This window comes from Paraburkholderia sp. SECH4, from assembly GCF_030511745.1.
GTDB classification, from domain to species: Bacteria; Pseudomonadota; Gammaproteobacteria; order Burkholderiales; family Burkholderiaceae; genus Paraburkholderia; species Paraburkholderia madseniana.
Window position 1 is genome coordinate 51,525 of sequence record NZ_JALOCP010000007.1, and the last position, 24,863, is coordinate 76,387.

Consider the following 24,863-nt stretch of genomic DNA (forward strand, 5'->3'; position numbering starts at 1 on the left):
ATGACCGGGTACCGGATGCAGGCGGCTCGCTTCCGGTGACCTTTGCCAAAACGCCGGAGGCGGCCGAAGTTGATGACGCTGTCGGCGCTATCACGGCGGTTGCCTCACCCCATGACCTCTGGCCGCAGCCACTCGACACAGGCTGGCAGTGCGTCAGCACGCCGGCCGGCGCATGCGCCTCCCCCGCCGACTTGCCCGCGCAGGGCTGGCTCGCCGCGCAAGTACCCGGTACGGTGGCAAGCGCGCGCCGTGCTGCGGGCCTGCTGGACGCCGCGAATCCGCCGCCGCTTGCCTTCGACGATCACTGGTACCGGCTCACGCTGACGGGCACAGGCAAACGCCGCCTGCGCCTGCACGGCCTCGCCACGCTCGCCGAAGTCTGGCTCGACGGCATCAGGCTTATCGAGTCGGATTCGATGTTCGTCGCGCACGATCTCGACATCGAACTGCACGGCAGTGCGACACTCGCGCTGTGCTTTCGCTCGCTGACCCCGGCGCTGGCGGCCAAACGCTCACGTGCCCGCTGGCGGCCACGGCTCGTCACGCCACCCACCTTGCGCAACGTGCGCACCACCCTGCTCGGCCATATGCCGGGATGGTGTCCATCGGTGCAGGCAGTTGGCCCATGGCGGCCGATTGAAATGTTGAGCGACGCGCCGCACGCATTCGACACGATTGATCTGACAAACCGCCTCGAAGACGACGACGGCGTTGTTTCGCTTACGCTACATTTCGTGCATCCGCATGACGTCGACACGTGCACCGCAACGTTAAATTGCGGCGGTTGTGTTTCGTCTTTGCAATGGAACGATGCCTATACACTGACCGGAAGCGTGCGTGTGCCGCATGTCGAACGCTGGTGGCCCCACACGCACGGCGAGCCAACTCTATATCCTCTGACGTTGCAGCTTGATGACGAACACGCGATATCCCAGTCATTGGGATTCATCGGCTTTCGCAGCATCGAAGTGGATCGCGGCGCGGACGGTACGGGCTTCGCATTGCGCGTAAATGACACACCGGTGTTCTGCCGTGGCGCCTGCTGGACCAGCGCGGATCTCGTCACGCTGACCGGCACCGAGGCGCAACTGCGCCACACTTTCGCGCTCGCCCGCGATGCCGGCATGAACATGCTGCGGGTAGGCGGCACGATGGTGTACGAGTCCGACGCGTTCTACGCACTGGCTGACGAATACGGCCTCCTCGTCTGGCAAGACTTCGCGCTGGCGAATTTCGACTACCCGACCGATGCCGCCTTCGGTGCTTCCATCGAGCGCGAAGCGACGCAATTTCTGACCCGCACAAGGCGCTTCGCATCGCTCGCGGTGTTGTGCGGCGGCAGCGAAGTCGACCAGCAGGCGGCCATGTTCGGCCTGCCCGCTTCAATGCGCGCGCAACCACTTTTTACCGAACAGCTACCCGCCATCGCCGCGCGCGAGCGCGCAGACGTACCGTATGTGAGCAACTCGCCCTCGGGCGGCGCGTGGCCGTTTTCGACTAACGAGGGCATCACGCATTACTACGGAGTCGGCGCCTATCAACGCCCACTCGACGACGTGCGCCGCGCGCAGGTCCGTTTCGCCGCCGAATGCCTCGCCTTCGCCAACGTGCCGGACGACGCCACCTTGCACGACGCGCTGGGCACGATTCATCTGCACGATCCGCGCTGGAAAAGAGCCGTGCCGCGCGACCCCGGCGCCGGCTGGGACTTCGACGACGTGCGCGACCACTATCTTCAGACGCTCTACGGCATCGAGCCGGCACAGTTGCGGTACGAAGACCCTGAGCGCTACCTGGATCTGTCGCGCGCGGTGGTCGCCGACCTGATGGGCGACGTATTCGCCGAATGGCGGCGCGCCGGCTCGGCGTGCGGCGGCGCGCTGGTCTGGCAGCTTCAGGATCTGCAGCCGGGCGCAGGCTGGGGCTTGATCGACGCCACAGGACGGCCTAAAAGCGCCCTGCACGGCCTCGCGCGGACGCTGCAACCCATCCAGGTGGTCATGATCGACGAAGGCCTCAACGGCCTCGATATCCATCTGCTGAACGAACGTGCCGAGCCGTTGCACGCTCAACTTGAGCTGGTCTGCCTGCGCGACGGCAGCGTCAAGGTCGCGTCGGCCAGCCGCGCGGTCGAACTGGCGCCGCACAGCGCGCAGCGTATCGGCGCGGCCGGGCACCTCGGCCAGTTCTTCGATTTCACGCACGCATACCGCTTCGGGCCGCGCGCCCACGACGTCACGATTGCAACACTGCGCGATCCGGCGAGCGGCAAGATCGTGTCAGAAGCGGTTCATCTGCCAGAGCGGCGCGCCCGCGAACGACACGACCTCGGTCTGACGGTCCGCGCCGAGCGTACCGCCGACGGCTGGCAGTTGATTATCGAAGCGAAGCGCTTTGCACGCTTCGTTCATATCATTGACACGCATTACCGCGCCGCGCACGACTGGTTCCATCTGCCGCCGAACCGCCCCTGCGCCGTACCGCTCATCCCCGTTGAGAAACTCGTTGCGCACGCATCTAACGCGGCGTTTAAAGCTGATGCAACATGCGGGGTGCCCGCCGGCGAAGTCCGCGCGATCAATGCGATATCCGCCATCATCTACGGATGAATGTCGCCCCTGACCTAGCTATCCCTTCGCAAGGCGCGCAAAACCTCGCGCTGCGCGAATCCAGCTGTCTGGTCTGCGGAGTCACTGTTGGTTTTTTCGCGACTTTCCGGTCTTCAAAAAAGGCGTTGCGTACGCCACCGTACGCAACGCATGGAACACATATGAATCAAATCCGGCACAACCCGGACGGCCCCCGATAACGCACACGCAAAGGCTGGTTCATCCGTGAGACAGCCCCCGCAAAGGGACGCTCATCAGCCGCTAACCCAATCCGAACAAGGACTTGACTCGAATAAAAATACCCCTCACCGGGGGCGCGCGTTAAGCAGGCGTTGTACAGAATTGAAACAAAAAGCCACTTTTGGCTTCCCGCGCTGCTCGGGCTTTGTTCGCTGCGCCGCACCAGCACTCGTTTTCCCCAGGGTTGGCACGCTCCTCGCTAAAGAAAGAGCGCAACACCGCGACGCCGCGACGAGATCTACAAGAACGGCGGTGGCGCACCAGGCCAATACGGGGCCGTTCCTGTTCATCCTCGCTGCTCGCCAGGTAGCACGTCGTTCATTCAAGGATGCAGGCATCGGATCAAAAACACGAGGTTGCGCTGTGCGCCGCTTCAGCAAGGACCGATCATGTTGACACTTCAATCAGATCTGCACGGCAACCATTTGCTCGGCGCATTGCCGTCCCACGAATGGCAAGCACTTGCCCCTCATCTCGAACTCGTTCATCTGCGCACCGAGCAACTGCTGTGCGACTCAGGTCAACGGATCCATCACGTCTACTTCCCGACCACCGCGATCATCTCGATGCTTTCGACGATGGAAGACGGCAGCTCGGTCGAAATCGCCGCGGTCGGCCGCGAAGGCATGACCGGCGTGCCGGTGCTCACGGGCGGCGAAACCATGCCGAACCGCGTGCAGGTGCAATGCGCCGGCTTCGCCTACCGGATGAACGCACAGGCGCTCAAGCAGCAATTCGCACGCTCAGACTTCCTGCGCCGCCTGATGCTGCTTTACATGCACGCCCTGCTCACGCAGGTCGCGCAGACCGCCGCCTGCAATCGCCACCACGCGTTGAACAAGCAACTGTGCCGCTGGCTGCTGATTGAAGTGGACCGCGTGGCGTCGAACGATCTGACGGTCACCCAGCAACTGATCGCCGACATGCTCGGCGTGCGCCGCGAAGGCATCACCGAAGCGGCCGGCAAGTTGCACGACGAAGGCCTGATTCATCACAGCCGCGGCCACATCAAGATACTCGATCGCAAGGGTCTCGAAGCGCGCGCCTGCGAATGCTACGGCCTCGTCAAGCGGGAATTCGACCGCCTGCTGCCGCGTCTTCGCCAGGCCGAGACCGTCGAATAAGCAGTCAACTCAAGGCTGCATCGTTCGATTACAGGGTAGATCATTATGTTCAGGAATACTGCGCGATGTCTCGACGCACTCTTTGTGATTGCGGGCGGGCTGCTCGCTCACGGGATGCGCTTTTCGACGCCGATTGCGTTGTCGGACACCGAGCGCCTCCTGATCGCCTTTAACTGCGTGCTCGTGCTGTTGATGTTTCCCGGCTTCGGCGTCTATGAAACGTGGCGTGGCAAGGCACTGCCCTCCATGCTGCTGAGAGTCGCCGCCGCATGGCTGGTGGTGGTCGCCACCGCCCTTGTTCTGGCGTTCACACTGCACCGCATGGATGCGCTTTCGCGCCTGTGGTTCGGTTACTCGACGCTGATCTCCGGCGCGCTGATCATCGCCACCAAGTGCCTCGTGCATGTGGCCTTGCGCAGCGTGCGCCGGCGCGGCATGAATTTCCGCACGGTCGCGATCGTCGGCGCGCCCGGCTTCTCGCGCACCTTGCTCGCGCATCTCGACCATGCTCCGCAAGCCGGCTTCAAGCCGGTCTGCGTCTTCGACACCAGCATCGAAGCGGCCGGCACCTATGGCGCGCGGCTCAGCCGCCTGCCGGTGCTGACCGATCTGAATGCGTTCGCCGCCAAGGTGCGCGACGAACACGTGAACGAAGTGTGGCTCGCGTTGCCGCTTTCGGAAGAACATACGATCTATCGCTTCACGCGCCTCTTTAGGCATGACTTCGTGAATCTGCGCTTCATACCCGACGTGCGCAGCCTCTCGCTGTTCAACCACGCGCTGGTCGACGTCGTCGGTTTACCGACGCTCAATCTGAGCGCCACGCCCATCCCGTCGCCGCAGATGTGGCCCAAGCTGATCTTCGACCGCCTGTTCGCGGCGGCCGCGCTGCTCGCGCTCGCGCCCGTGCTTATCGCGCTCGCGATCGGCATCAAGCTGAGCTCGCCCGGGCCGGTGTTCTTCCGCCAGACCCGCAAAGGCGTGGACGGCCAGCCGTTCGCGATCTACAAGTTCCGTTCGATGACCGTGCACCACGAAGCGCACGGCCAGGTCACGCAGGCCGCGCGCAACGACGCGCGCATCACGAAACTCGGCGGCTTCATGCGCCGCACCAGTCTCGACGAACTGCCGCAATTCCTGAACGTGCTGCTCGGCCAGATGTCGGTGGTCGGTCCGCGTCCGCATGCGGTCGAGCACGACGATCTCTACAAGGATCAGGTGTACGGCTATATGAACCGCTACCGGATCAAGCCGGGCATCACCGGCTGGGCGCAGGTGAACGGGTATCGCGGCGCCACCACCAAGGTCGAAAAGATGGAAACGCGCGTCAAATTCGATCTCTTCTACATCCACAACTGGTCGTTCTGGTTCGACATGAAGATCGTGTTCATCACGATTTTCAAGGGGTTCGTCGGCCGCAACGCATTCTGATCATGCCACTCCGGAAACCGTCCCTGAAAGTCTCCGTGATCGTGCCGACGTACCGGCGCACCGCCGATCTCGCGCGCTGCCTCGCGGCGCTCGATGCACAGGAGCGCCGCGCCGACGAAGTGATCGTGATCGCACGCCACGACGATTACGCGACGCTCGACTGGCTGCGCACGCGCGAAGCGAACCGGCCCGACCCGCGCCGCTGGATCGTGCTCGTGCACAAGCCGGGCGTGGTCGCCGCCTACAACCTCGGTATCGACAGCGCCAGTGGCGACGTGCTTTGCTTCACCGACGACGATGCCGCGCCGCATTCCGACTGGATCACGCGGATCGTCCGCGCGTTCGAAAGCGATCCGGCACTCGGCGGCCTCGGCGGACGCGACATCGTGCATGAACGCAATGGCATTCTGCAGGGGCAGAAGCTGCGCGTGGGCATCGTGCGCTGGTATGGCCGGACCATCGGCAATCACCATATCGGCCACGGCGCGGCACGCGAAGTCCAGGTGCTCAAGGGCGTCAACATGGCGTTTCGCCGCGAGGCGATCGGCACGCTGCGCTTCGACGCCCGCTTGCGCGGCACCGGCGCGCAGGTTCACTGCGAGATGGCCTTCAGTCTGGACGTAGAGCGGCGCGGCTGGACCCTGATTTACGACCCGACGCTGCTGGTGGAGCACTTCCCGGCCCAGCGCAGCGACGAAGACCAGCGCTTCACATTTAACGACGCCGCTTTCTATAACGCGTCATTCAATCTCCGACTCATCATGTGCGAATACCTGACGCCTCCCGGCCGATGGGCGTTCGTCGTTTACTCGACGCTGATCGGCGATCGCGCGGACCCGGGGTTCCTGCGCGCATTGTCGTTGGCATTCGAGCGCGGCGGCGTGGCACTCGCGCTTCGCAAATGGAGAGTTGGTTTACGCGCAATGCGCGGGGCATGGCAGGAGGCGGCGCGCTGACCGAACAGTGCGCGGCTTCACGCGAGGGACCACTAAAATGACTATCAGAACGATTGCCGCAGGGCTCGCGGCCACATCTCTATGCGCCTGTGCACTGGCGCCAGGACCCTATCTGGACACCAACCGGCTGGAGCCGCCCGCTCCGCCGGAGCAGACCGCCGAGAAGTTTCCGGTGCACACGATCGACGTCGGCTATTTTCGCCAGCAACGCGCAGCCGCGGTACCGGCCGCCTGCCCGTTGTCGTGCCTGACGCCGCAGACGCGCGGTGCTTACGACTACCGGCTCGGCATCGGCGACCAGTTGAGCATCATCGTCTGGGATCACCCGGAACTGACCGGCGGCACACTTGGCGGCGTGCCGCCGCTGCCGGGCGTCGGCAACGGCGCAACACCAACGCCCGGACCTACGCAGACGCAAGGCGCGACACCGATCGCGCCGACGCTGACAGGCGGCGGCGAAGGCGGACTGACCGTGCGCGTCGCCAACAACGGCACGATCTTTTTCCCGCGCGTGGGCCGCGTCAAGGTGCTCGGCATGACCGCGCAGCAGGTTCAGGAATCGCTGACGAGGGGTCTCGCGAAGACGATTCGTAATCCTCAGCTCGATGTGCGCGTGTCGGGTTTCAACAGTCAGTCGGTGCAGGTGACCGGCAATCTGCGCACGCCCGCCTCCGAAGCGATCACCGATACGCCGCTGACCGTTCTCGACGCGATCAATCGCGCAGGCGGCGCATTGCCCGACGCGGATCTGCAGAACGTGGGCGTGACCCGCAGCGGCAAGCGCTATACGGTCGACGTCGCCTCGCTGCTCGAAACCGGCGATCCGCAACAGAACGTGCTGCTGAAGGACGGCGACATCATCGACGTGCCGGACCGCTCGAACAGCCGCGTCTTCGTGCTCGGCGAAGTGAACAAGCCGACTTCGCTGCCGATGAACCGCGGCCGCCTGACGCTCGCCGATGCGCTGACCGGCGCCGGCAGCCTCGACGTCAAGACCGGCGACCCGCGCTTCGTCTACGTGCTGCGCGGCGCCGACAAGACGCTCACGCCCGACGTCTATCAGCTCGACATGACCCAGGTCGACGCGTTGATGCTGATGACCAAGTTCGAACTCCAGCCGAAAGATGTGGTGTACGTGCAGGTCTCGAGCGCAGCACGCTTTAACCGCGCACTCGAACAGATCACGCCGACTCTGCAGTCCATCTTCTACACGGTGCAGTTGGGCCGGTGAACAACGCTCGCAACGGAGTATTCCTATGAGTACGTACGACATGCTGGATCACGGACCGGCGCCCAACAGCGACGAAGATGCGGTGATGCGCGACTTGCTGCGCATGATCATGGATCAGATCTGGTGGGTGCTCGCCATTGCCGGTTGCGTGATACTCGCCGCGGTGATCTATACGAAGCTCGCCACGCCGATCTACTCCGCCGACGCCCTGCTTCAGGTCGACACGCAGACCGGCAACAACGGTTCGCAGAGTCAGAACACGCCGTCACTCGTGCCTTCGGTGGCCCCGATGCGCACCGAAGCGGAAATCGAAATCATCAAGAGCCGCGCGGTGGTCGAGCCGGTGGTCGAGCAGTTCAAACTGAACTTCAGCACGGCGGCGAAGACCATGCCGGTGCTCGGCAAGATTTCGTCGTGGTTCGCGCATCCGGGCCGCCCGCTCGGCGCGGCCTTCGGAATGGACTCGTATGCGTGGGGCGGCGAGCAATTCGAAGTCGGGTCGATCACGGTGCCGAAATCGCTGGAAGGCGCGCGCCTGACACTGCACGTGCTCGATTACGGCCGCTATGAGCTGACGGACTCGTTCGGGCAGCAGATCCTCACCGGGGTGGCGGGTCAGGAAGCAAGCGGCAACGACGTCACACTGTTCGTCAAGACGCTGGTGGCCCGTCCCGGCACCGAGTTCTACGTGACGCGTTTCAATCAACTGGACGCGGTCGCCGCCCTGTCGTCCGGATTGCAGGTCGCCGAAAAAGGCCGTGACACCGGTGTCGTGCAACTGTCGTACATGGGCACCGATCCGCACGCGATCACCGCGATCACCAATGCGGTGGCGGCGTCGTATCTGGCGCAACGCACAGAACGCGCGCAGGAAGAAGCGAGCCACATGCTGAGCTTCCTGAACAGTGAATTGCCGCGTCTGCGCGCCGAGGTGAAAAAGACCGAGACCGCGTTGTCGGAGTACCAGTCGAAAGCCGGATCGTTCCAGCCGACCCAGGAGGCCGGCGTCTACCTCGCCGGTGGTCTGGACTACGAAAAGCAGATTGCGACGCTGCGCATCCAGCGCGCGCAACTGCTGCAGCGCTTCACGGAAGAAAGCCCGGAGGTGCAACAGGTGGACGCGCAACTGGCGGCGATGTCGCGCGAAAAAGCCCGTTTCGAGGATCACTTCAGCACGCTGCCGAGCTCCGAACGCAACGCCCTCTCCTTGCAGCGCGATGCGAAGGTTGCCGAGGAAATTTATGTGGCGCTGCTGAATAAAACCCAGGAGCTGTCGATTTCGCGTGCCGGCACGATCGGCAACGTGCATATCATCGACGCCGCCTTGCTGCCGTCCCAGCCGGTGCGGCCCAAATCGGCGCTGATCATTTCGGCGGGCACGCTGCTCGGCATCATCGGCGGGATTCTGTTCGCGTTTTGCCGGCACACGTTCTTTACCGGCGTGGCCGATCCTGAGTTCGTCGAGCGGCGCTTCCAGTTGCCGATCTTCGGCTCGATCGCCTTCAGCCCGGAACAGGCGCGCAGCGACCGGCAGTTGAGCGCCATGCGCGCCGCAGCGCTGCACGGCCCCAGGTCGACACCGACCGAAGTGTCCGCGGGATCGTCGGGCGTCATGCGAGCGCTTCGGCCTGGTTCGGCGGCGGCCCGCCAGGGGCAGGTGCCCGTCGGTACGCAAACCGTCATTGCGTCGGGCAAAACGCCGATGCGGCCGCTGCTGGTGAAGACCCATCCGTACGACACCACGGTGGAAGGCCTGCGTGGGCTGCGCGCCACGCTGCAATTCGGCCTGGTCGATGCGCCCAACCGCATCGTAGCGATCACGAGTCCGGCGCCTTCGGACGGCAAAAGCTTTCTGTGCGCGAACCTCGCTGCATTGATCGCGGAATCGGGCAAGCGCGTGCTGCTGATCGATGCCGATCTGCGGCGCGGCCGTCTCGCGCAGTATCTCGGCCGCTCGCCGAATGGCGGCTTGACCGAACTGCTGACGGGTCAGGTCGATCTCGAAGTCGCGGCTCGCGCCACGGGCGTGGATGGCTTGCACTTCATCGCGGCGGGCGCGTATCCGCCGAATCCGTCCGAGATTCTGACGTCGTCGCGCTTCGGTGAAATCCTCGCGCGCTTCGAGCAGGAGTTCGATCTGGTGATCGTCGATACGCCACCGCTGCTGGCGGTGGCCGATGCGGCGGTGATTGCGCATATCGCCGGTTCGACGGTGCTGGTCATGCGCTCCGGTGCTCACACAGAGGGCCACGTGGCCGACGCGCTGAAGAAACTGCGGCGCGCGCGGGCCCGGGTGGTGGGAGGCGTGATGAATGCGGTGCCGCTCAAGAGCCACAACAAGAACGGCACGTACGACTATGCCTACGCGTACACCTACTCCGCCGGCGATCCGCTCGATACGCACGGATCACGATAGATCGGGTTAAAAGCAGTAAAGCGAAAGGGCTGCGCCGGATCGAGGCGCAGCCCTTTTTTATTGGCGCACAACTGGCGCTGTGCGCCGCGTTCGTTTACAGAAACGCGCTGACGTCGGTATGAAAACGCGCGGCCAGTGCCTTCGCCACCTTTTTGCTGATGGCGCGCCGGCCCGCGAGAATATCGCTCACCACGGTGGGCGATGCGATACCGATCAGGTCCTTCTGCTTGAGCCCGTGCGTTTCCAGCAGATGCCGCAACACCTCACGCGGCTCCGCTTTCGGGATCGTCACGTTGTTCACTTCCCAGCTTTCGATCAGGTCGGTGACGATCGCGAACAGATCGGCCAGCGGATCCTTCTCGTTACCGTTCAGATGATCGGCGAGCGCGTTGGCGAGCCGCACCATCTTCTGATAGTCCTGCTCATTACGAATGGGTGTGATCGGCAACTGGGTTTGCAGGGCAGCCCAGGTTTGAGCGATGTCGGGAAAGGCTCCCGGAAGGCGATCGGCATTCATAAGTTTAGATTCTTCCTCGTCCAAAGGTCGTATTCCGTATGCGTCAATACGTGACGAACGAACAACGACTGCCTGTTGTAGGGAATCGCCGCGATGATCCGGAACCGGTTGCCGCCTACATCGAAAACGGTGTATTGCGGCGGTACGTAGTCCACGCCCGCGAACGTCTGCTCCAGGTCGTTATAGCCATACGCGAGGCAAGCCTGCGCCAGTGAGTACCACGTCAACAGCGCACTGCGCGCCTCCGGATGCCTCTTTATGAAGTCCAGCAACGCTTTCTTTGAAATGACCCGCATCGTATTTCCTCGCATGCACACGCGCACTGGACAAGCACGCTCTACCTGCGAGGCTAAGGGACGGGTTCGACACCGATAGTCAGCCGGGCGGCATAGGCCGAACAGCCCACTATGGCTTACTGCGGTACGACGAAGTCATTTTATTCGCATATAGCGAAGTTCGCAATATGCGAATAAAGAGATAATCTGTCGCGCTTCATGGTCTGCACGCGAGCGCGTCAACGTCCCCAACTGCCTCCTTGCGCGCGTTCGCCGGGCCACCCGAGATCCCCGGTGGCCAGATCGGGTTCGACGCGCTCTGCTGCCGCGACCCGCAGACGCCAGCCCGATGCCGCGATCGTGCGCGTCACCTCAGCCATGAAGGCGCGCCGGAAAACCGCCGCGGAAAAACGTTCCGCATTCGCGCGGCATGCCGCCGGTGTGATCTGTTCACTCTGCCGCTCGAAGCGGTCGATCGCGTCGAGCATCGACACGACCGTTTGGCGTGCGAAATACACGCCGGTAGGACGTGCCTCGCCGATCGGCACCACTGTTTCGAGCGCCCCACCCTTGCCGAACGCAATGACCGGTGTGCCGCACGCCTGTGCTTCGAGCGCGACGATGCCGAAGTCTTCCTCGGCGGCGAACACGAAGGCGCGCGCGCGTTGCAGATGATCCTTGAGAACCTTGAACGGCTGATAGCCGAGGATCGTCACATTCGGACCGGCCTTGGCGCGAATCGCCGCCATCTCCGGTCCGTCGCCGATCACGATCAGCTTGCGGTGCGGCGTCGCGTTGAAGGTTTCGACGATCAGTTCAATGCGCTTGTAAGGCACCATCCGCGAGGCGGTCAGATAGAAGTCTTCCTTGTGCGTGCACAGTTCGAACTTGTGCACGTCGACGGGCGGCGGAATCACTGCGGCATCGCGCCGGTAAGTTTTCATCACGCGCCGCGCGACGAATTGCGAATTCGCGATCAGACGATCGACGCTGTTCGCCGAGTGCGAATCCCAGCCGCGCAGATAATGAAGCAACGCACGCACGAGCCATGACTTCGGCCCGCGCGTCAGATTCGCTTCGCGCAAATACTGGTGCTGCAGGTCCCACGCGTAGCGCATCGGCGAATGCACGTAGCTCACGTGCGTCTGATCCGGGCCGACCAGCACACCCTTGGCGACCGCATAAGAACTCGTGATGATGAGGTCGTAACCCGAGAGATCGAACTGCTCGATCGCGAGCGGCATCAGCGGCAAATACGCGCGATAGTGGCGCCGCGCAAACGGCAGGCCCTGGATGAACGACGTGGTGACAGGTTTGCCGCCTACCGGCCTGCGGTCTTCGAGGAAATCGACGAGGCTGAAGAGATCGGCATCGGGAAAACACTCGATGATCTGTTCGAGCACTTTCTCGGCTCCGCCAGGTGCGACGAGCCAGTCGTGCACGATCGCCACTTTCATGATCTCCCCGCCTATTGATTAACGACCCATGGCCATAGCAACGAGTGTAAGTGCCGCATCATTTGCCGTGCGTGCGTATGCCCACATTCGACGCGCGACAGTCCGCGAATAATGAAGACTCGCTATTCGCTTCTTGCGAATGGCGAGTCCAATCACTTCGCCCGACTTTGCACTTTATGCGCCCGACGATCGACGCTACGCCCCTCGCTCATTCCTTGCCGCTGGTTCAGCCGGCCCTGATCGATCCATCTGCCGCGCCCGCATCATCGGCATCGGCTGCAAGCTCGGCAACGCTCTCGCCGACCATCCCGAGCGTGCTATTCGTCGACCAGAGCGGCCAACTCGGCGGCGCTGAATTCGCGCTCTTGCAACTGGCCGGCAGTTGCATTGCGCGCAGCGAAGTCGTGCTGCTCTCCGACGGTCCATTTCGCGCGCGGCTCGAAACACTCGGCGCACGCGTGCAAGTGTTAAACGACGCGCGCGTATCGGGCATCGTTCGGCAAGCGTCGGGGTCGAACTGCCTGCGCGTTGTGCCCGGCATCCTGCGCCAGGTCCGCGCAATCGCGGCGCGCGCGCGAAAATTCGACGTGCTGTTTCTCAACACACAAAAGGCACTCGTGCTCGGCGCGCTCGGCAAACCGCTGCATCGCAAACCAGTGATCTGGTATCAGCACGACATCCTCACGCGCGAGCATTTCGGACGCGTGCAGTTAAGCGTCATCAAGTGGCTGGTGCGCCTCGCAGTTGACCACGTGGTTGCGAATTCGCAGGCATCGAAGCGCTCGCTGATCGCGCTGACGGGCATCGCGGCCGACTCGGTGCCGGTCATCTACAACGGGGTCGACGCCGACGCGTTCAAACGCATCGACGACAGCGACATAGCCACACTGCGCCGGCGACTGGGTTTGCCCGAGCATGCGTGGCTTGCTGGTTTGTTCGGCCGTCTCGCGCCGTGGAAAGGTCAGCACATTGCGCTCGAAGCAATGGCGCGACTGCCCGGCGTGCACCTGGTGCTGGTCGGTGCACCGCTATTCGGCGAGGACGCGTACGCGCAACGGCTGCATGAGCAGGCCGAGGCATTGGGCGTCGCGGATCGCGTGCGTTTCGCGGGCTTTCAGGACGACGTGCCCGTCTGGATGAAAGCGATGGATGTGATCTTGCACACCTCGACCGAGCCGGAGCCGTTCGGGCGGGTGATCGTCGAAGGCATGGCGGCTGCGCGCCCGGTGATCGCAGCGGCCGCGGGCGGCGTGACCGAGATCGTGCGGCATCGGCGCAATGGCTGGCTCGTGAAACCGGGGGATGTGGCCGCGCTGGCCGATGCGATCGGCGCATTGCGCGACGATCCGGCGCTGGCGCAGCGCCTCGCGAATCAGGCGCTCGCCGATGCGCAAACCGAGTTCTCAGTGGATCAGTATTTGCAGCGAATGATGCAGGCGATTGGGCGCGCCGCGCGCTGATGCTGGTCGGAGCCTCGCCAATGCAGCAGAGCGAGCCCGCTAAAGCAGGCTCGCTCGCGGCCGCAAAAGCGCGGTGATCAGCTCTTGCTGTATTCGATCGTCTCGACGCCCGTATCCGTGCCGAGCATGCACAGATTCGCGCCGCGGCCCGCGAACAGGCCTACCGTCACCACGCCCGGCCATGCATTGATGTGCATTTCCAGCGCGCGCGGGTCGCTGATGCGCAGACCCTTGACGTCGATGATCTCGTTGCCGTTATCGGTAATGAACGGCACACCTTCCCTGGTCACGCGCACCACCGGCACGCCGCCGAGCGCTGTCACGCGACGGCCGATCGCCGTACGCGCCATCGGCACGACTTCGATCGGCAGCGGGAAGTTGCCGAGCGTGTCGACCAGCTTGCTCGCATCGGCGATGCAGACGAATACGTCCGACACCGACGCGACGATTTTCTCGCGCGTCAGCGCGCCGCCGCCGCCCTTGATCATCGCGCCGCTGTGGTCGATCTCGTCGGCGCCGTCCACGTACACCGGCAGCGAATCGATTTCGTTCAGGTCGAGCACTTTGAAACCGTGCGATTGCAGACGCGCGGTGGTGGCGAGCGAACTCGACACGGCGCCGCGATAACGGGTCTTGCTGGCGGCCAGCGCGTCGATGAAACAGTTCGCGGTGGAGCCGGTGCCGACGCCGATCACGGAGCCTTCCGGCACGTTGGCGTTCACATAGTCGGCGGCGGCCTGGCCGACCAGTTGCTTGAGTTCGTCTTGGGTCATGGGGAATGCAGGCGAGCAGTAAAAACGATGAGTTTACCGGAGTTTACTTCTTCACCGACCGCTGGCGCACGGCTTCAAACAGACACACGCCACTCGCCACGGACACATTCAGGCTTTCGACCGTACCCGCCATCGGAATCTGCATGACCACGTCGCAGGTATCGCGCGTGAGGCGGCGCATGCCCTCGCCTTCGGCACCCATCACCAGTGCGACCGGACCGTCGAGCTCGGTCTCGTAGAGGCTCTTGGTGGCCTCGCCGGCGGTACCGACTACCCACACGCCCGCGTCCTTCAACTCACGCAGCGCGCGCGCCAGATTCGTGACGGTGATGTACGGCACGGTGTCGGCTGCGCCGCTCGCCACCTTCGCTGCCGTCGCGTTCAAGCCCACCGCGCGGTCACGCGGCGCGATCACCGCATGCGCGCCGGCCGCATCGGCCACCCGCAGGCAGGCGCCAAGGTTGTGCGGATCCGTCACGCCGTCCAGCACGAGAATCAACGGCGAACCGTTGATGCCGTCGAGCAGTTCGGCCAGATTCTGCGCGAGCGGCATATCGCCCGCACGCGCCACCACGCCCTGGTGCCGCTCGGTATGCGAGAGGCCCCACAGACGCGTTTCGTCGGCGGCGATCAGACGCACGCCGGCTTCTTTCGCCGCGTGCAGGAACTCGGTCATGCGACGGTCTTTGCGCGTGGCGTCGTAGTAAACCTCTTCGACCGTCGACGCATCGTGCCGCATACGTGCGGTCACTGCGTGGAAACCGTATAGAACCTTGAGACGTGACATGACTGACAAACCTTTGATTGAGCGCGCTTTGAAAGAGCGCTGCTGTGATGAATGCGAACCTGCTTGCTGTGTTGCTTGAGTCGCTGCTTCGGTAACTGACTTCTTTGCGATGAAACGAAGACCGCGCGCAACCGGTACGTTTCAACGTACCCGATGCGCGCGGTTCAAGCCTTCATACGACTTCAGCGCTTCTTGCGGGCCTGCGGTTTCGAGGCCGACTTGGCCGGCGCGCCGCCGTGTTTCTTCGCCGCGCCGCGTGCCGCGCGCGCTTCCTTGACGGCCGCGGTTTGCGCGGGCGCGGCCTTCTTGCGTCGGCCGCCCGGCGCTGCCGCGCCACCCGCACCGCCATCCACCGGCGGCAACGAACGCACGCGTGCGCCGCCGCTTTCGCCGGATGTCTTGTCGGCGAGCGCCGGACGACTCGCCGGCGGCTTGATCGGCGTGTCGCGCACGAGGCGGAAGTCGATCTTGCGCGCATCGAGATCGACGCGGCTCACCTGCACCCGCACCCGATCCGACAGGCGATAACGAATCCCGGTACGCTCGCCGCGCAACTCGTTCTTGATCTCGTCGTACTGGAAGTAGTCCGAACCCAGTTCGGTGACGTGCACGAGGCCTTCGATAAAGAGCGAGTCGAGTTGCACGAAAATGCCGAACGACGTCACGCCGTTCACCATGCCGCCGTACTCTTCACCGAGCTTGTCACGCATGAAGTAGCACTTGAGCCAGGCTTCCACGTCGCGCGATGCTTCATCTGCACGGCGTTCGTTCGCCGAGCAATGCAGACCGAGTTCTTCCCAGATCGCCACGTCTTTCGACTTGTTGCGAGCGCCGTGTTTTTCCTCGTCGGCCTGCTGCATCGCGCGGGCGCGCGGCGACAGCGCCGTGTTCAACTCGACGCCTTGCGGCGGTTCCGGCTGATACTTGCGGCCTTGCAGAATCGCGTAGATCGCGCGGTGCGTGAGCAGGTCGGGATAGCGGCGAATCGGGCTCGTGAAGTGCGCATACGCCTCGTACGCGAGACCGAAGTGGCCGATGTTGTCGGGACTGTAGACAGCCTGTTGCATCGAGCGCAGCAGCATGGTCTGCAACATCTGCGCGTCCGGCCGCTCGCGGATCTGCGCCATCAGCGCGGCGTAATCACTGGCGTGCGGCTTGTCGCCGCCGGCAAGCGTGAGGCCCATGCCGCGCAGGAAGGTGCGCAGATTCTCGAGCTTCTCGGCGGTCGGCCCGGCGTGCACACGGAACAGACCCGGGTGTTTGTTGCGCTTGAGGAAGTCGGCCGCGCACACGTTCGCGGCCAGCATGCATTCCTCGATCAGCTTGTGTGCGTCGTTGCGGGTGCGCGGAATGATCTGTTCGATCTTGCCCTGCGCATTGCAAACGATGTACGTCTCGGTCGTATCGAAGTCGATCGCGCCGCGCTTCTGGCGTGCGGCGAACAGCGACTTGTAGACGCCATACAGATTCTGCAGTTGCGGCAGCAAGGCGGCGCGACGGGCGGCCTCCGGGCCCTTGGTGTTTTTCAGCACCGCGGCCACTTCCGTATAGGTCAGCCGCGCCGCCGAGTGCATCACGCCCGGATAGAACTGATACGCCTTCACTTCGCCGCGCGCGGTGACGATCATGTCGCACACCAGCACGCAACGGTCGACGTTCGGGTTCAGCGAGCACAAACCGTTCGACAGCTTCTCCGGCAGCATCGGAATCACGCGGCGCGGGAAGTACACCGAGGTGCTGCGTTCGAGCGCGTCGGCATCGAGCCCGCTCTTCGGATGCACATAGTGCGAGACGTCCGCGATCGCGACGATCAGGCGGAAGCCTTCGCCACGGCCGACCTGAACCGGCTCGCAATAGACCGCGTCGTCGAAGTCGCGGGCATCTTCACCGTCGATCGTGACGAGCGGCACGTCGCGCAGATCGATGCGATGACGTGCGTCAACCGGTCGGACTTCGTCGGGGAGTCTCGCGGCTTCGTCGAGCGCGGACTGGCTGAATTCGTGCGGCACACCGTACTTGCGCACCGCGATTTCGATTTCCATGCCGGGGTCGTCGATATCGCCCAGCACTTCCACCACGCGGCCGAGTGGCTGCGAATGACGGCTCGGGAAATCGGTGAGCTCGACCACCACCACCTGGCCGACCTTGGCCTTCTTGGTGTTCTGCGCGATCAGGATGTCATGGCCGATGCGCTTGTCTTCAGGCGCGACGATCAGCGCGCCGTTCTCGTTGAGCAGACGGCCGATCACGCGCTTGTTGGCGCGGTCCGTGACTTCGACGATATGCCCTTCCGGCCTGCCACGACGGTCATAGCCGACAATGCGCGCGAGCACGCGATCGTTGTGCATGACCTTCTGCATTTCGCCGGTGGGCAGGAACAGATCGTCCTGACCGTCGTCGCGAATGAGAAAACCGTAGCCGTCGCGATGGCCCTGCACGCGGCCCGCGACAAAGTTCGACGGATGGGTGAGCTGATAGAGATTGCGCTGATCGAGCCGGATCTGGCCGTCGCGCTCCATGGCGCCTAGGCGCTTGAAAAATCCTTCGCGCTCCTGGCGTTTGATCGACAGGGCTTCGGCGATGTCGTTCGCGGCAAGCGGCGCTTCACTCGTGCGCAGGACGCCCAGGATTTCTTCGCGGCTCGGGATCGGATACGGGAATTTGCTCAAGGGCTTGTCGATGATTTTTTCTCGTTGCATGGACGTCGGTCGGCGATGTGGCTGGGCTTAAGAGGCGCTTGGGTTGCGCTTAAGTTGCACTTGCGATTGCACTGGAATGACTGCTCGGGTCCGGCTCGTTCAAGTCTGAGTCCGACGGGCGTGTGCACCGTGCCAACGAACTACTGCGAGGCATTCTAACACCCGTCTTGTGCGCCAAGCGGCCCGTCAATAGTCGCTGTGAGGCGCATGCAGGCTCGCTGCGGCGATGTTTAAGCGACTTTTGAGAAACGCTTGACAGCCTTGAATCTGTCGCTATAATGGCGTTCTTTGCTGTTCATCACCTGCCCAGGTGGCGAAATTGGTAGACGCACTAGGTTCAGGTCCTAGCGGTGGCAACACTGTGGAGGTTCGAGTCCTCTCTTGGGCACCAGATTCAAAAGTAAAGCCGCCTGATGTTTCACATCGGCGGCTTTACTTTTTGTGTGAGGCTATGTGGTCCGATTCCGGTTTTTCGATCGGATCATGTGGTTAGCAGGACGGTTGCGTCAACGCGAGTTGGCAGTGATTGAGCAGCGAAGTTTTGCTTCGCTGCACGGCACAACCGAGCGGTTGATGAAGCGATGGCCAGTTTGTATGTAGGGATTGACACGCTGCATCATCGCGCTAAAATAGCGGTCTAGCTTGAAGACGTGCCCAGGTGGCGGAATTGGTAGACGCACTAGGTTCAGGTCCTAGCGGTGGCAACACCGTGGAGGTTCGAGTCCTCTCCTGGGCACCAACAGTTGTTCCGGCTTAGTTGCAACTCAAGCCGAAGAAGTTCGAGAAACCCCGTAAGATCAAAGTCTTACGGGGTTTTTTGTTGTCTGCAGATCCCTTGCGATCCACTGACATCGACGATTTTTGCGTATACATTTGCGTATACACGGAGTCGAGATGTTAGGCCATGCCCAAACGCGTCGAACCGAACTCCGAAGTGGTATTTCGTTCGCCAATCCGCGCGAGCACCCCTATTTGCTCGCGGATGGGAATCGCTTGGCCTTGCGCATCTGGCCGGACGGGGGCAAAACCTGACTGCTCCGCTATCGACGGCTGAGTACGGGCAAGGAGAACTTCCTCAGCCTCGGTCCCTACCCCGATATCACACTCGCCGATGCGCGACGGTCGGCCACTGCCGCACGCAGTCTTGTACGCGAAGGCATCGATCCGGTCGAGCATCGCCGGGCCGAAGCCACCGGCCGCAAACGCGCGGCCGAAGGCGCCTTTCATCTCGTAGCTCAAAGCTGGCTCGACTTCAAACGTACGGAATGGGCCGACGAAACGTACCGCAAGGCGGAGTTTGTCGTTCGCGAATACCTGACTCCCGCGCTCCGCAACAAGCCCATCTCCACGCTTGCCACGCCAGAGGTCAAGCCCGTACTCGAAGCGATCGCCTCCCACGCACCTAACCTCGCGACCAAAGCACGGCAGTATGTCGGTGGCATCGTGACGTACGCCATCCAGAACGGACTGCGCGAAGATGGCGCCGCGTTGACACTCCGCGGTGTTGTGCCACGCCACAAGAAAGGCCATATACCAGCGATCACCAAGCCGGCGGACATAGGCCCACTCGCTCTGGCTATCGATGCCTACAGGTCGCCCATTATCCGCGCCGCCCTCAAGCTCACCATGCTGACCGGCCTTCGCCCCGGTGTGGTTGCGGCAGTGCCGTGGGACGAGATGAACCTCAAGACAGCCGAATGGCATGTCGCAGCCGAGCGGATGAAAATGCGGCACGATCACATCGTGCCATTGCCAAAGCAGGCGATCGCCGTCAGTAAAGAGTTGCGCGCGGTGATGTCTAACAGCGAGCTGTTTCAGACGCCGGGTTTTGAGGTCATCAGGGACGTCGCGGTGCGACGCATCCGTGCGGGTATCAATCTGCGCGTGATCCGCTCGGGCCCCGGCAATACGCGCGATCTGTGGCGATCGTCGAAGCGCGATCTCCGTGAACTCCGTTTCTCGCCCGCCGATTTCGAAGTGGGTATCACGACCTATCTCTACGACGACACCGTGGCCTTCATTTCATCGCGGGCCGAGCACTACGCGCTGTCCATTCAAAGCGCGGAGTTCTTTGCGTTCGAGTGCATTCTGTTCGAAGTGCTATGGAACACGAGCATGCCCGATCAGTCCGACAAACCCGCGTGAACCGCTTTCATTCGCTCGTCCAACCTGGCCTTGGCCAACACCGCAGCGGCTTCATCGAACGTTTACTACCCCGGCTACGTGACTGGAGCGACGACAGCCGCCCCTGCGCCCGCCCACATCAGTACGGCGTTTGCGACGAGCGCGGTTTACGCTGCACTCCCGGCTGGCTGTATATCGCCCAGCGTTCGGGGCGGCACATACTACCTGTACGGCAGTACGTGGTTTCAACCCGCCTACGGCGCGAATGGCGTTTACTATCGCGTGGTGCAAGTGCCTTGCGGAACGCCCAGAGTTGACTTGCTGCGCTCGCGTGGCGCAACCTTCGGAGTCAAATTGACGGCCGACTGGCGACGCTGCGCTTCGCACGGTATGGTGAGCGTTGCGGCCGGTAGCCTGTCCGCGTCGGGTCCAAGGTTCGCCTTCCAACATAACCGGAAAGAGTTAGGTTTGCTCGACCACCGCTGCCCTGCGTCCGTTTTGGATAACCATTGGCGCAGGGCTTACGACCAGAGACGGAGGATTGAACTGTGAGCGACTTCGTTATCGCGTTGATCGTGTTTGTATGTGTATTCGGCAGCGCGCTGCTTGGCTTGTACCTGCGTACCATGCTGCCGCAGCATCACCTTGGTGACGATTCAGTCGGTGTCGTAAAGCTGGCGACCGGCCTGATCGCGACGATGGCCGCGTTGGTGCTTGGCCTGCTGATCTCGTCGGCGAAAAGCTCATTCGATACAGTGAACAGTGAACTTGTGCACAATGCCGCCGGCGTCGTTCGCCTCGATCGCGTGCTGGCCCAATATGGACCTGAAACGCAGGAGGTCCGTGGCCTGATTAAGCAGAGCTACGGCACGTGGATCCAGACACTCGTTTCCCGCGACCCTGCGGAGGTGGCAGCGCTTGGCAGCGTCCAGGCGCTAAGAGGAATGGAGGGCCTTCAGCACAAGCTGAAAGAACTCTCGCCGCGTAATGCAGAGCAGCGTGAGCTGCAGACGAACGCCATCCAGATTGCCGATGAAGTGCTGGCCGTGCGCGGACTGGCACTGCTGCAAGCGGTGGGCTCACTCCCCATACCGCTGCTGGTAGCCCTGGTGTTGTGGCTATCCATCATTTTCGGCGCGTTTGGCATGCTCACCCCCGCCAACGCTACGGTCATTGCAGCATTGTTTATGAGCGCGTTATCCACTTCGGTGGCAATTTTCCTGATACTGGAAATGACCAAGCCGCTCGATGGACTGTTTACAGTCTCATTTGCCCCTCTGCGCGCCGCGCTCGCCATACTTGCTCAATAGCGCTGATCGCCGGGCAGTGGTCGCTGTCGCGCGCAAACTTGTCGTCATTCTGCACAGGATGTGGATCGGCGGTTCCGGCTTACACGCCCACGTTGTTGAGCCGTCTGCCAGATTGCACATATACTGAAGTGACGCGCGGCCATGCGAATATTGGTTGCGCAGTTCTAGTGCCAGCGGGCCTGAGCGCGAGCATCGCGGCCGCTACTCTTATTGGAGTATGGTCCAATACCGCAGGTGGCAGTTGCGCCAATTGTCAGCGTCGCGTGAGCCTTGAGGTACCGTACCATGGAGGCAGAGATGCAGAGCGAACAGGTGTACTGGGTTTTCACCGTTACCGTCGATCAGATGGACAAGTTCAAGCCGCTAATACCAAAGCTTGTGGCCGCGACAGAGAAGGAGCCGGGCGCGCTGCAGTTTGAGCTCAACATCGCAGACGACCAGAAGACGGTTGACATCTTCGAACGCTACTCGGATTCGAAGGCGGCGCTGTTCCACCAAACGGAAAGCTTCGCCCCATTGTCGACGGAGTTCTTCGCTGTGGCCAAGCTCACTCGCTGGGTGATCTATGGCACGCCCTCGGACGAGTTCAAGAAGGCGAACGCCGACTTTCACCCGATTTATATGACGCGATCCGATGGTTTTGTCAGGTGACGGGATCGGCTCCTGAGCTTAAGGTCGCGAGTTTGGTAGTGGAAATCAAACTGGCCCGAGTTACGTTCGGCGCGCAGCGGTAGCAATATCTCTTTTCGGTCCCGGCCGTGCATACTTGCAACGGCCGACGGCTGTTTTGGCCAAGAACGTGCAGGCCGGCATGACTGCACTAATGTCCGTTTCACTTCGGAAAAACACGGAAAAAAACATCATCGGGTTCCCGGAATACTGTACAGCAGATCGGGCTCGTCAACGGTCAGCTGCGGACTAGCCAGCTCACCCATTAAAATTGGGTGACCTACCACCCGTACTTGAGCTCAATGCCGGCGTAGTCAGCATTGCGCCCACCCGCCTGACGGATCGAGTTCCCCACCTGGAAGTGCACGGCTTCGATCGAACCAATGAGGTTCGCCGCAATCGTCCAGTCCGCGCGCAACTGCACATACATCCCCGTCCACAGGCTGCCTCTGCCCGCCGTGCCCGGTACAGCCTGATTCGCCTGCTGATACACGGCGTCGCCGGTCGTCTCGCGCCACTGGAAGCCCAGCGCGCCGAGCAGCGCCAGATTGGTCGTCGGCTTGAGCGTAATGGATGGTTTGATATGAATGAGGTTCGAATAGCCCGTATAGCCCGCGAGCGTGAAGTAGTAGCCGTTCGGAAACAGCGTATTGAAGGTCTCGATTCTGCCGTCGTGCGGGTGCCGGTCGCCTGAAGCCGCGTCGACCTGCACAGCAACTTGCGGCGACCAGGGCATGTCGAGCTTGTAGGCCGCGATCGAGCCCATCGCCCACGCGAATATCGTGCTGTTACCGACCGTTCCCGTCTGCAGCATCCCTTCGACATCCCAATTGAAACGACCACGTGTGCCGGAGTAGCGCAAATCCCAGACATCGCGGCGCTCGACGCCGCTTGCATCCAGGTACCGCGCGTTGCTGCGGTTATAGCGCGACCAGTAGCCGGACAGATCGCCCGGCCCTACCGACTGCCGCTCGAAACGCACGCCGCTGAACGTGAGGTCGCGATTCGATACGTCGTCGAACGCGGTTGCGTCGCGGTTCTGCACGGGTTGCGTCGCGTAGGCGATAAAACGCCACTTCTGGTATTCGTAGTCAGCCCAGAGCGCGTCGTACGTCTGGCGCACGTTCGGGCCGTCACGCACGGAGATGAAACGCTGCAGGTCGAATGCCATCTCCTGGCGGCCGACACGAAACTTGAAGGTGCCGCCGCCGAGCGCGCCGGTGTAGGTGACAAACGCCTGTTCGAGATCGAGCGGGTTCTTGTCCACCGGGGTGACCACGTTCTTGCCCCACACGCGTGCATCCTCGATCTGCACGAAGAACTGCCAGTGCTCGCCGAGATGCGCATCGGCATGGACCTCGACGCGCTGGATCAGATACGTATCCGATTGCGTGCCGATGCCGAACAGCGGTGCGTTATTGCTTTCGACGCGCTCGCGCATATTCACGCCGAGCGACAGATACGATGCCGGGTCGCCGCCGAACGGAATGTACTTGAGGCCGTCGAGCGGTTCGCGCGGCACGCACGGATTCGCGAGCACCGACCAGTCTTCCTGCCAGCGGTTGAACATGACGACGGGCCGCTTTGCATTGCAGGTGCCTGCCGATGTGCTGCCGCTCGCAGGCGCTACCGTATCGGCGGCATCCGCCGCGAGGCTCATCCCGGTTGCGGGTTGCGCGACCGTATCCGCGAAGCTCGCGTCTGCACCCGTCAGCAGCAGACCCGCGAAGGTCAGGGCACTGGCGGCCTTTTCGAATCGACTCCCCCGCATTGCAGTCGACACCATGGTTCCCCTCGCCATTGTCCGCGTGGGCTTATGTCCGGCCACCGCTCCGACTACGAATGCAACGCGTCATTGCGCCGATTTCGCGTGAATCTCGGCGATATAGCCGCCCGGGAACTCGACGATCGCGGCGTCGCGCCCGTCCGAAGTAAACGGCGGCACGAGCACCTGCACGCTCGCGGCCTTCGCCTTCTCCAGCGTCGCGGCGAGATTCGGCACTTCGTAGCCGGTCACTTCCCGCCCAAACGGATAGGGCAGACGGCCATCAGTCACGAGCACGGTCATCTTGCCGAAGCCCGACTCGATACGAATGCGGCGATACGTGTCGTTCGGCCGGCCGATTTCGATACCGGGCGCGTTGCCCACATCGGACACCACCCGGCCGTGCGAGAACTTCACGAAAGCGTGAACCAGCTTGCGCATGTTTTGCGGCGACACATAGACACGGTTCTCGGGAATGGTCTGCAGCGCATCGTAGTGCGGCGCCTGGGTATGCCAGTAGAGCTGCATCTTAAGGCCGCCAGGCCACGAGATGATGGCGTCGCGGCCGATCGGATCGGGGAACGTGTCGACGATCACGTCGGCGCCGAGCGCGCGCGCGGACTTCATCGCCGCGTCCATGTTGGTCACGAGGTAGCCCGTGCGCTCCTCGCCGAAAGGATACGGAATGGGCGTCTTGAAGCCGAACACGGAGATCGTGCCCGACGGCGTAAACACGAGCTGCGACATCGTCTGGCTCGGCGTTGGCGTGACCTGGAATACGCCCTGCTTCGACTTGTTGCCGCCAAACGTCGCGACGAAGCTATCGGTGAAGCGATCGAAGTCTTCCGCCGCAACGTACACGTGCGTCGTATCGTACTGCGGACCGACGGCGACGTACGGCGGCAAGACGGCCGGTGGGGGTGGCGTCGCGAACGCAACCGGCGCGGCGACAAGACCGCTCGCGATCAGCACGGCGAGCAACGCAGAGCGAATCGTTTTCATGACGGAATTTCCTTGTTG

Annotated in this window: 18 protein-coding genes, 2 tRNA genes and 1 pseudogene; 13 read left to right on the forward strand and 8 right to left on the reverse strand. The window is 62.6% G+C overall.

Annotated features, from left to right (window positions below; translation table 11 throughout):
- Window positions 1–89 precede the first annotated feature (89 nt).
- The 6 genes from M0D67_RS12445 (at window position 90) to M0D67_RS12470 (ending at window position 10,007) form a co-directional block, all read left to right on the forward strand.
- Window positions 90–2,609 (forward strand): glycoside hydrolase family 2 protein, encoded by a 2,520-nt coding sequence (locus tag M0D67_RS12445; RefSeq protein WP_233464911.1) that lies wholly within the window; start codon window positions 90–92, stop codon window positions 2,607–2,609.
- Between the two features lie 629 nt (window positions 2,610–3,238).
- The gene (locus M0D67_RS12450; RefSeq protein ID WP_154561383.1) at window positions 3,239–3,973 is read left to right on the forward strand and encodes a Crp/Fnr family transcriptional regulator; all 735 of its coding nucleotides are present in this window, start codon (window positions 3,239–3,241) and stop codon (window positions 3,971–3,973) included.
- A gap of 45 nt (window positions 3,974–4,018) precedes the next feature.
- Complete coding sequence (locus tag M0D67_RS12455; RefSeq protein WP_154561385.1) at window positions 4,019–5,404, forward strand: undecaprenyl-phosphate glucose phosphotransferase; 1,386 nt, start codon at window positions 4,019–4,021, stop codon at window positions 5,402–5,404.
- 2 nt (window positions 5,405–5,406) lie between these two features.
- The gene (locus tag M0D67_RS12460) at window positions 5,407–6,360 is read left to right on the forward strand and encodes a glycosyltransferase family 2 protein (protein ID WP_154561387.1); all 954 of its coding nucleotides are present in this window, start codon (window positions 5,407–5,409) and stop codon (window positions 6,358–6,360) included.
- Window positions 6,361–6,397: 37 nt separating this feature from the next.
- On the forward strand, window positions 6,398–7,591 hold the full coding sequence (locus M0D67_RS12465) for a polysaccharide biosynthesis/export family protein (protein ID WP_154561389.1): 1,194 nt from the start codon (window positions 6,398–6,400) through the stop codon (window positions 7,589–7,591).
- Window positions 7,592–7,616: 25 nt separating this feature from the next.
- Window positions 7,617–10,007 carry a polysaccharide biosynthesis tyrosine autokinase gene (locus M0D67_RS12470; protein WP_154561391.1) on the forward strand — a complete coding sequence of 797 codons (2,391 nt, stop codon included), beginning with the start codon at window positions 7,617–7,619 and terminating at the stop codon, window positions 10,005–10,007.
- 94 nt (window positions 10,008–10,101) lie between these two features.
- Here the strand turns inward: M0D67_RS12470 and M0D67_RS12475 are convergent, their stop codons facing one another.
- From M0D67_RS12475 to M0D67_RS12485, 3 genes are all read right to left on the reverse strand, one after another.
- Window positions 10,102–10,524, reverse strand: coding sequence for a type II toxin-antitoxin system HigA family antitoxin (locus tag M0D67_RS12475; RefSeq protein WP_154561393.1), 423 nt, complete (start codon window positions 10,522–10,524; stop codon window positions 10,102–10,104).
- Complete coding sequence (locus tag M0D67_RS12480) at window positions 10,521–10,820, reverse strand: type II toxin-antitoxin system HigB family toxin (protein ID WP_154561395.1); 300 nt, start codon at window positions 10,818–10,820, stop codon at window positions 10,521–10,523. The genes M0D67_RS12475 and M0D67_RS12480 overlap by 4 nt, the downstream gene beginning before the upstream one ends.
- Before the next feature lie 218 nt (window positions 10,821–11,038).
- A complete protein-coding gene (locus tag M0D67_RS12485; RefSeq protein ID WP_154561397.1) occupies window positions 11,039–12,256 on the reverse strand; it encodes a glycosyltransferase family 4 protein in 1,218 nt (405 codons plus the stop codon).
- Between the two features lie 176 nt (window positions 12,257–12,432).
- On the opposite strand from M0D67_RS12485, the gene M0D67_RS12490 reads away from it, so the two are divergent.
- Entirely contained in the window at window positions 12,433–13,716 is a 1,284-nt protein-coding gene (locus tag M0D67_RS12490; protein ID WP_154561399.1) for a glycosyltransferase family 4 protein, read from the forward strand.
- A gap of 77 nt (window positions 13,717–13,793) precedes the next feature.
- On the opposite strand, the gene rpiA is transcribed toward M0D67_RS12490, so the two are convergent.
- The 3 genes from rpiA to rnr form a co-directional block, all read right to left on the reverse strand.
- Complete coding sequence (gene rpiA / locus M0D67_RS12495; RefSeq protein ID WP_154561401.1) at window positions 13,794–14,489, reverse strand: ribose-5-phosphate isomerase RpiA; 696 nt, start codon at window positions 14,487–14,489, stop codon at window positions 13,794–13,796.
- A 43-nt stretch (window positions 14,490–14,532) separates the two neighbouring features.
- A complete protein-coding gene (rlmB, locus tag M0D67_RS12500; RefSeq protein WP_063496380.1) occupies window positions 14,533–15,276 on the reverse strand; it encodes a 23S rRNA (guanosine(2251)-2'-O)-methyltransferase RlmB in 744 nt (247 codons plus the stop codon).
- A gap of 182 nt (window positions 15,277–15,458) precedes the next feature.
- Window positions 15,459–17,975, reverse strand: a complete 2,517-nt coding sequence (gene rnr / locus M0D67_RS12505) for a ribonuclease R (RefSeq protein WP_171926430.1) — start codon at window positions 17,973–17,975, stop codon at window positions 15,459–15,461.
- A gap of 304 nt (window positions 17,976–18,279) precedes the next feature.
- Here rnr and M0D67_RS12510 point away from each other — a divergent pair.
- The 6 genes and pseudogenes from M0D67_RS12510 (at window position 18,280) to M0D67_RS12535 (ending at window position 22,060) form a co-directional block, all read left to right on the forward strand.
- A tRNA-Leu gene (locus tag M0D67_RS12510) sits at window positions 18,280–18,366 on the forward strand.
- A gap of 261 nt (window positions 18,367–18,627) precedes the next feature.
- Window positions 18,628–18,714, forward strand: a tRNA-Leu gene (locus tag M0D67_RS12515).
- Window positions 18,715–19,025: 311 nt separating this feature from the next.
- Window positions 19,026–19,706, forward strand: a pseudogene (locus M0D67_RS12520) (tyrosine-type recombinase/integrase); the annotation flags it as partial.
- Window positions 19,707–19,718: 12 nt separating this feature from the next.
- The gene (locus M0D67_RS12525; protein WP_233464909.1) at window positions 19,719–20,120 is read left to right on the forward strand and encodes a transcriptional regulator TrmB; all 402 of its coding nucleotides are present in this window, start codon (window positions 19,719–19,721) and stop codon (window positions 20,118–20,120) included.
- Window positions 20,121–20,647: 527 nt separating this feature from the next.
- On the forward strand, window positions 20,648–21,409 hold the full coding sequence (locus tag M0D67_RS12530) for a DUF4239 domain-containing protein (protein ID WP_168435744.1): 762 nt from the start codon (window positions 20,648–20,650) through the stop codon (window positions 21,407–21,409).
- A 297-nt stretch (window positions 21,410–21,706) separates the two neighbouring features.
- On the forward strand, window positions 21,707–22,060 hold the full coding sequence (locus tag M0D67_RS12535; protein ID WP_154561407.1) for a putative quinol monooxygenase: 354 nt from the start codon (window positions 21,707–21,709) through the stop codon (window positions 22,058–22,060).
- A 298-nt stretch (window positions 22,061–22,358) separates the two neighbouring features.
- Here the strand turns inward: M0D67_RS12535 and M0D67_RS12540 are convergent, their stop codons facing one another.
- Both M0D67_RS12540 and M0D67_RS12545 read right to left on the reverse strand, forming a co-directional pair.
- A complete protein-coding gene (locus M0D67_RS12540; protein ID WP_154561409.1) occupies window positions 22,359–23,864 on the reverse strand; it encodes an alginate export family protein in 1,506 nt (501 codons plus the stop codon).
- Window positions 23,865–23,930: 66 nt separating this feature from the next.
- Window positions 23,931–24,845, reverse strand: coding sequence for a glyoxalase (locus M0D67_RS12545; protein WP_171926429.1), 915 nt, complete (start codon window positions 24,843–24,845; stop codon window positions 23,931–23,933).
- Window positions 24,846–24,863: the final 18 nt, after the last annotated feature.

Bases quoted from the DNA above. Each gene is read 5' to 3' on its own strand.
- M0D67_RS12475 (WP_154561393.1), bottom strand. From the start codon at position 10,524: ATGAATGCCGATCGCCTTCCGGGAGCCTTTCCCGACATCGCTCAAACC.
- M0D67_RS12485 (WP_154561397.1), bottom strand. From the start codon at position 12,256: ATGAAAGTGGCGATCGTGCACGACTGGCTCGTCGCACCTGGCGGAGCC.
- M0D67_RS12470 (WP_154561391.1), top strand. From the start codon at position 7,617: ATGAGTACGTACGACATGCTGGATCACGGACCGGCGCCCAACAGCGAC.
- rnr (WP_171926430.1), bottom strand. From the start codon at position 17,975: ATGCAACGAGAAAAAATCATCGACAAGCCCTTGAGCAAATTCCCGTAT.
- rlmB (WP_063496380.1), bottom strand. From the start codon at position 15,276: ATGTCACGTCTCAAGGTTCTATACGGTTTCCACGCAGTGACCGCACGT.
- M0D67_RS12545 (WP_171926429.1), bottom strand. From the start codon at position 24,845: ATGAAAACGATTCGCTCTGCGTTGCTCGCCGTGCTGATCGCGAGCGGT.
- M0D67_RS12465 (WP_154561389.1), top strand. From the start codon at position 6,398: ATGACTATCAGAACGATTGCCGCAGGGCTCGCGGCCACATCTCTATGC.
- M0D67_RS12535 (WP_154561407.1), top strand. From the start codon at position 21,707: ATGCAGAGCGAACAGGTGTACTGGGTTTTCACCGTTACCGTCGATCAG.
- M0D67_RS12450 (WP_154561383.1), top strand. From the start codon at position 3,239: ATGTTGACACTTCAATCAGATCTGCACGGCAACCATTTGCTCGGCGCA.
- M0D67_RS12540 (WP_154561409.1), bottom strand. From the start codon at position 23,864: ATGGTGTCGACTGCAATGCGGGGGAGTCGATTCGAAAAGGCCGCCAGT.
- M0D67_RS12455 (WP_154561385.1), top strand. From the start codon at position 4,019: ATGTTCAGGAATACTGCGCGATGTCTCGACGCACTCTTTGTGATTGCG.
- M0D67_RS12480 (WP_154561395.1), bottom strand. From the start codon at position 10,820: ATGCGGGTCATTTCAAAGAAAGCGTTGCTGGACTTCATAAAGAGGCAT.
- rpiA (WP_154561401.1), bottom strand. From the start codon at position 14,489: ATGACCCAAGACGAACTCAAGCAACTGGTCGGCCAGGCCGCCGCCGAC.
- M0D67_RS12460 (WP_154561387.1), top strand. From the start codon at position 5,407: ATGCCACTCCGGAAACCGTCCCTGAAAGTCTCCGTGATCGTGCCGACG.
- M0D67_RS12490 (WP_154561399.1), top strand. From the start codon at position 12,433: ATGCGCCCGACGATCGACGCTACGCCCCTCGCTCATTCCTTGCCGCTG.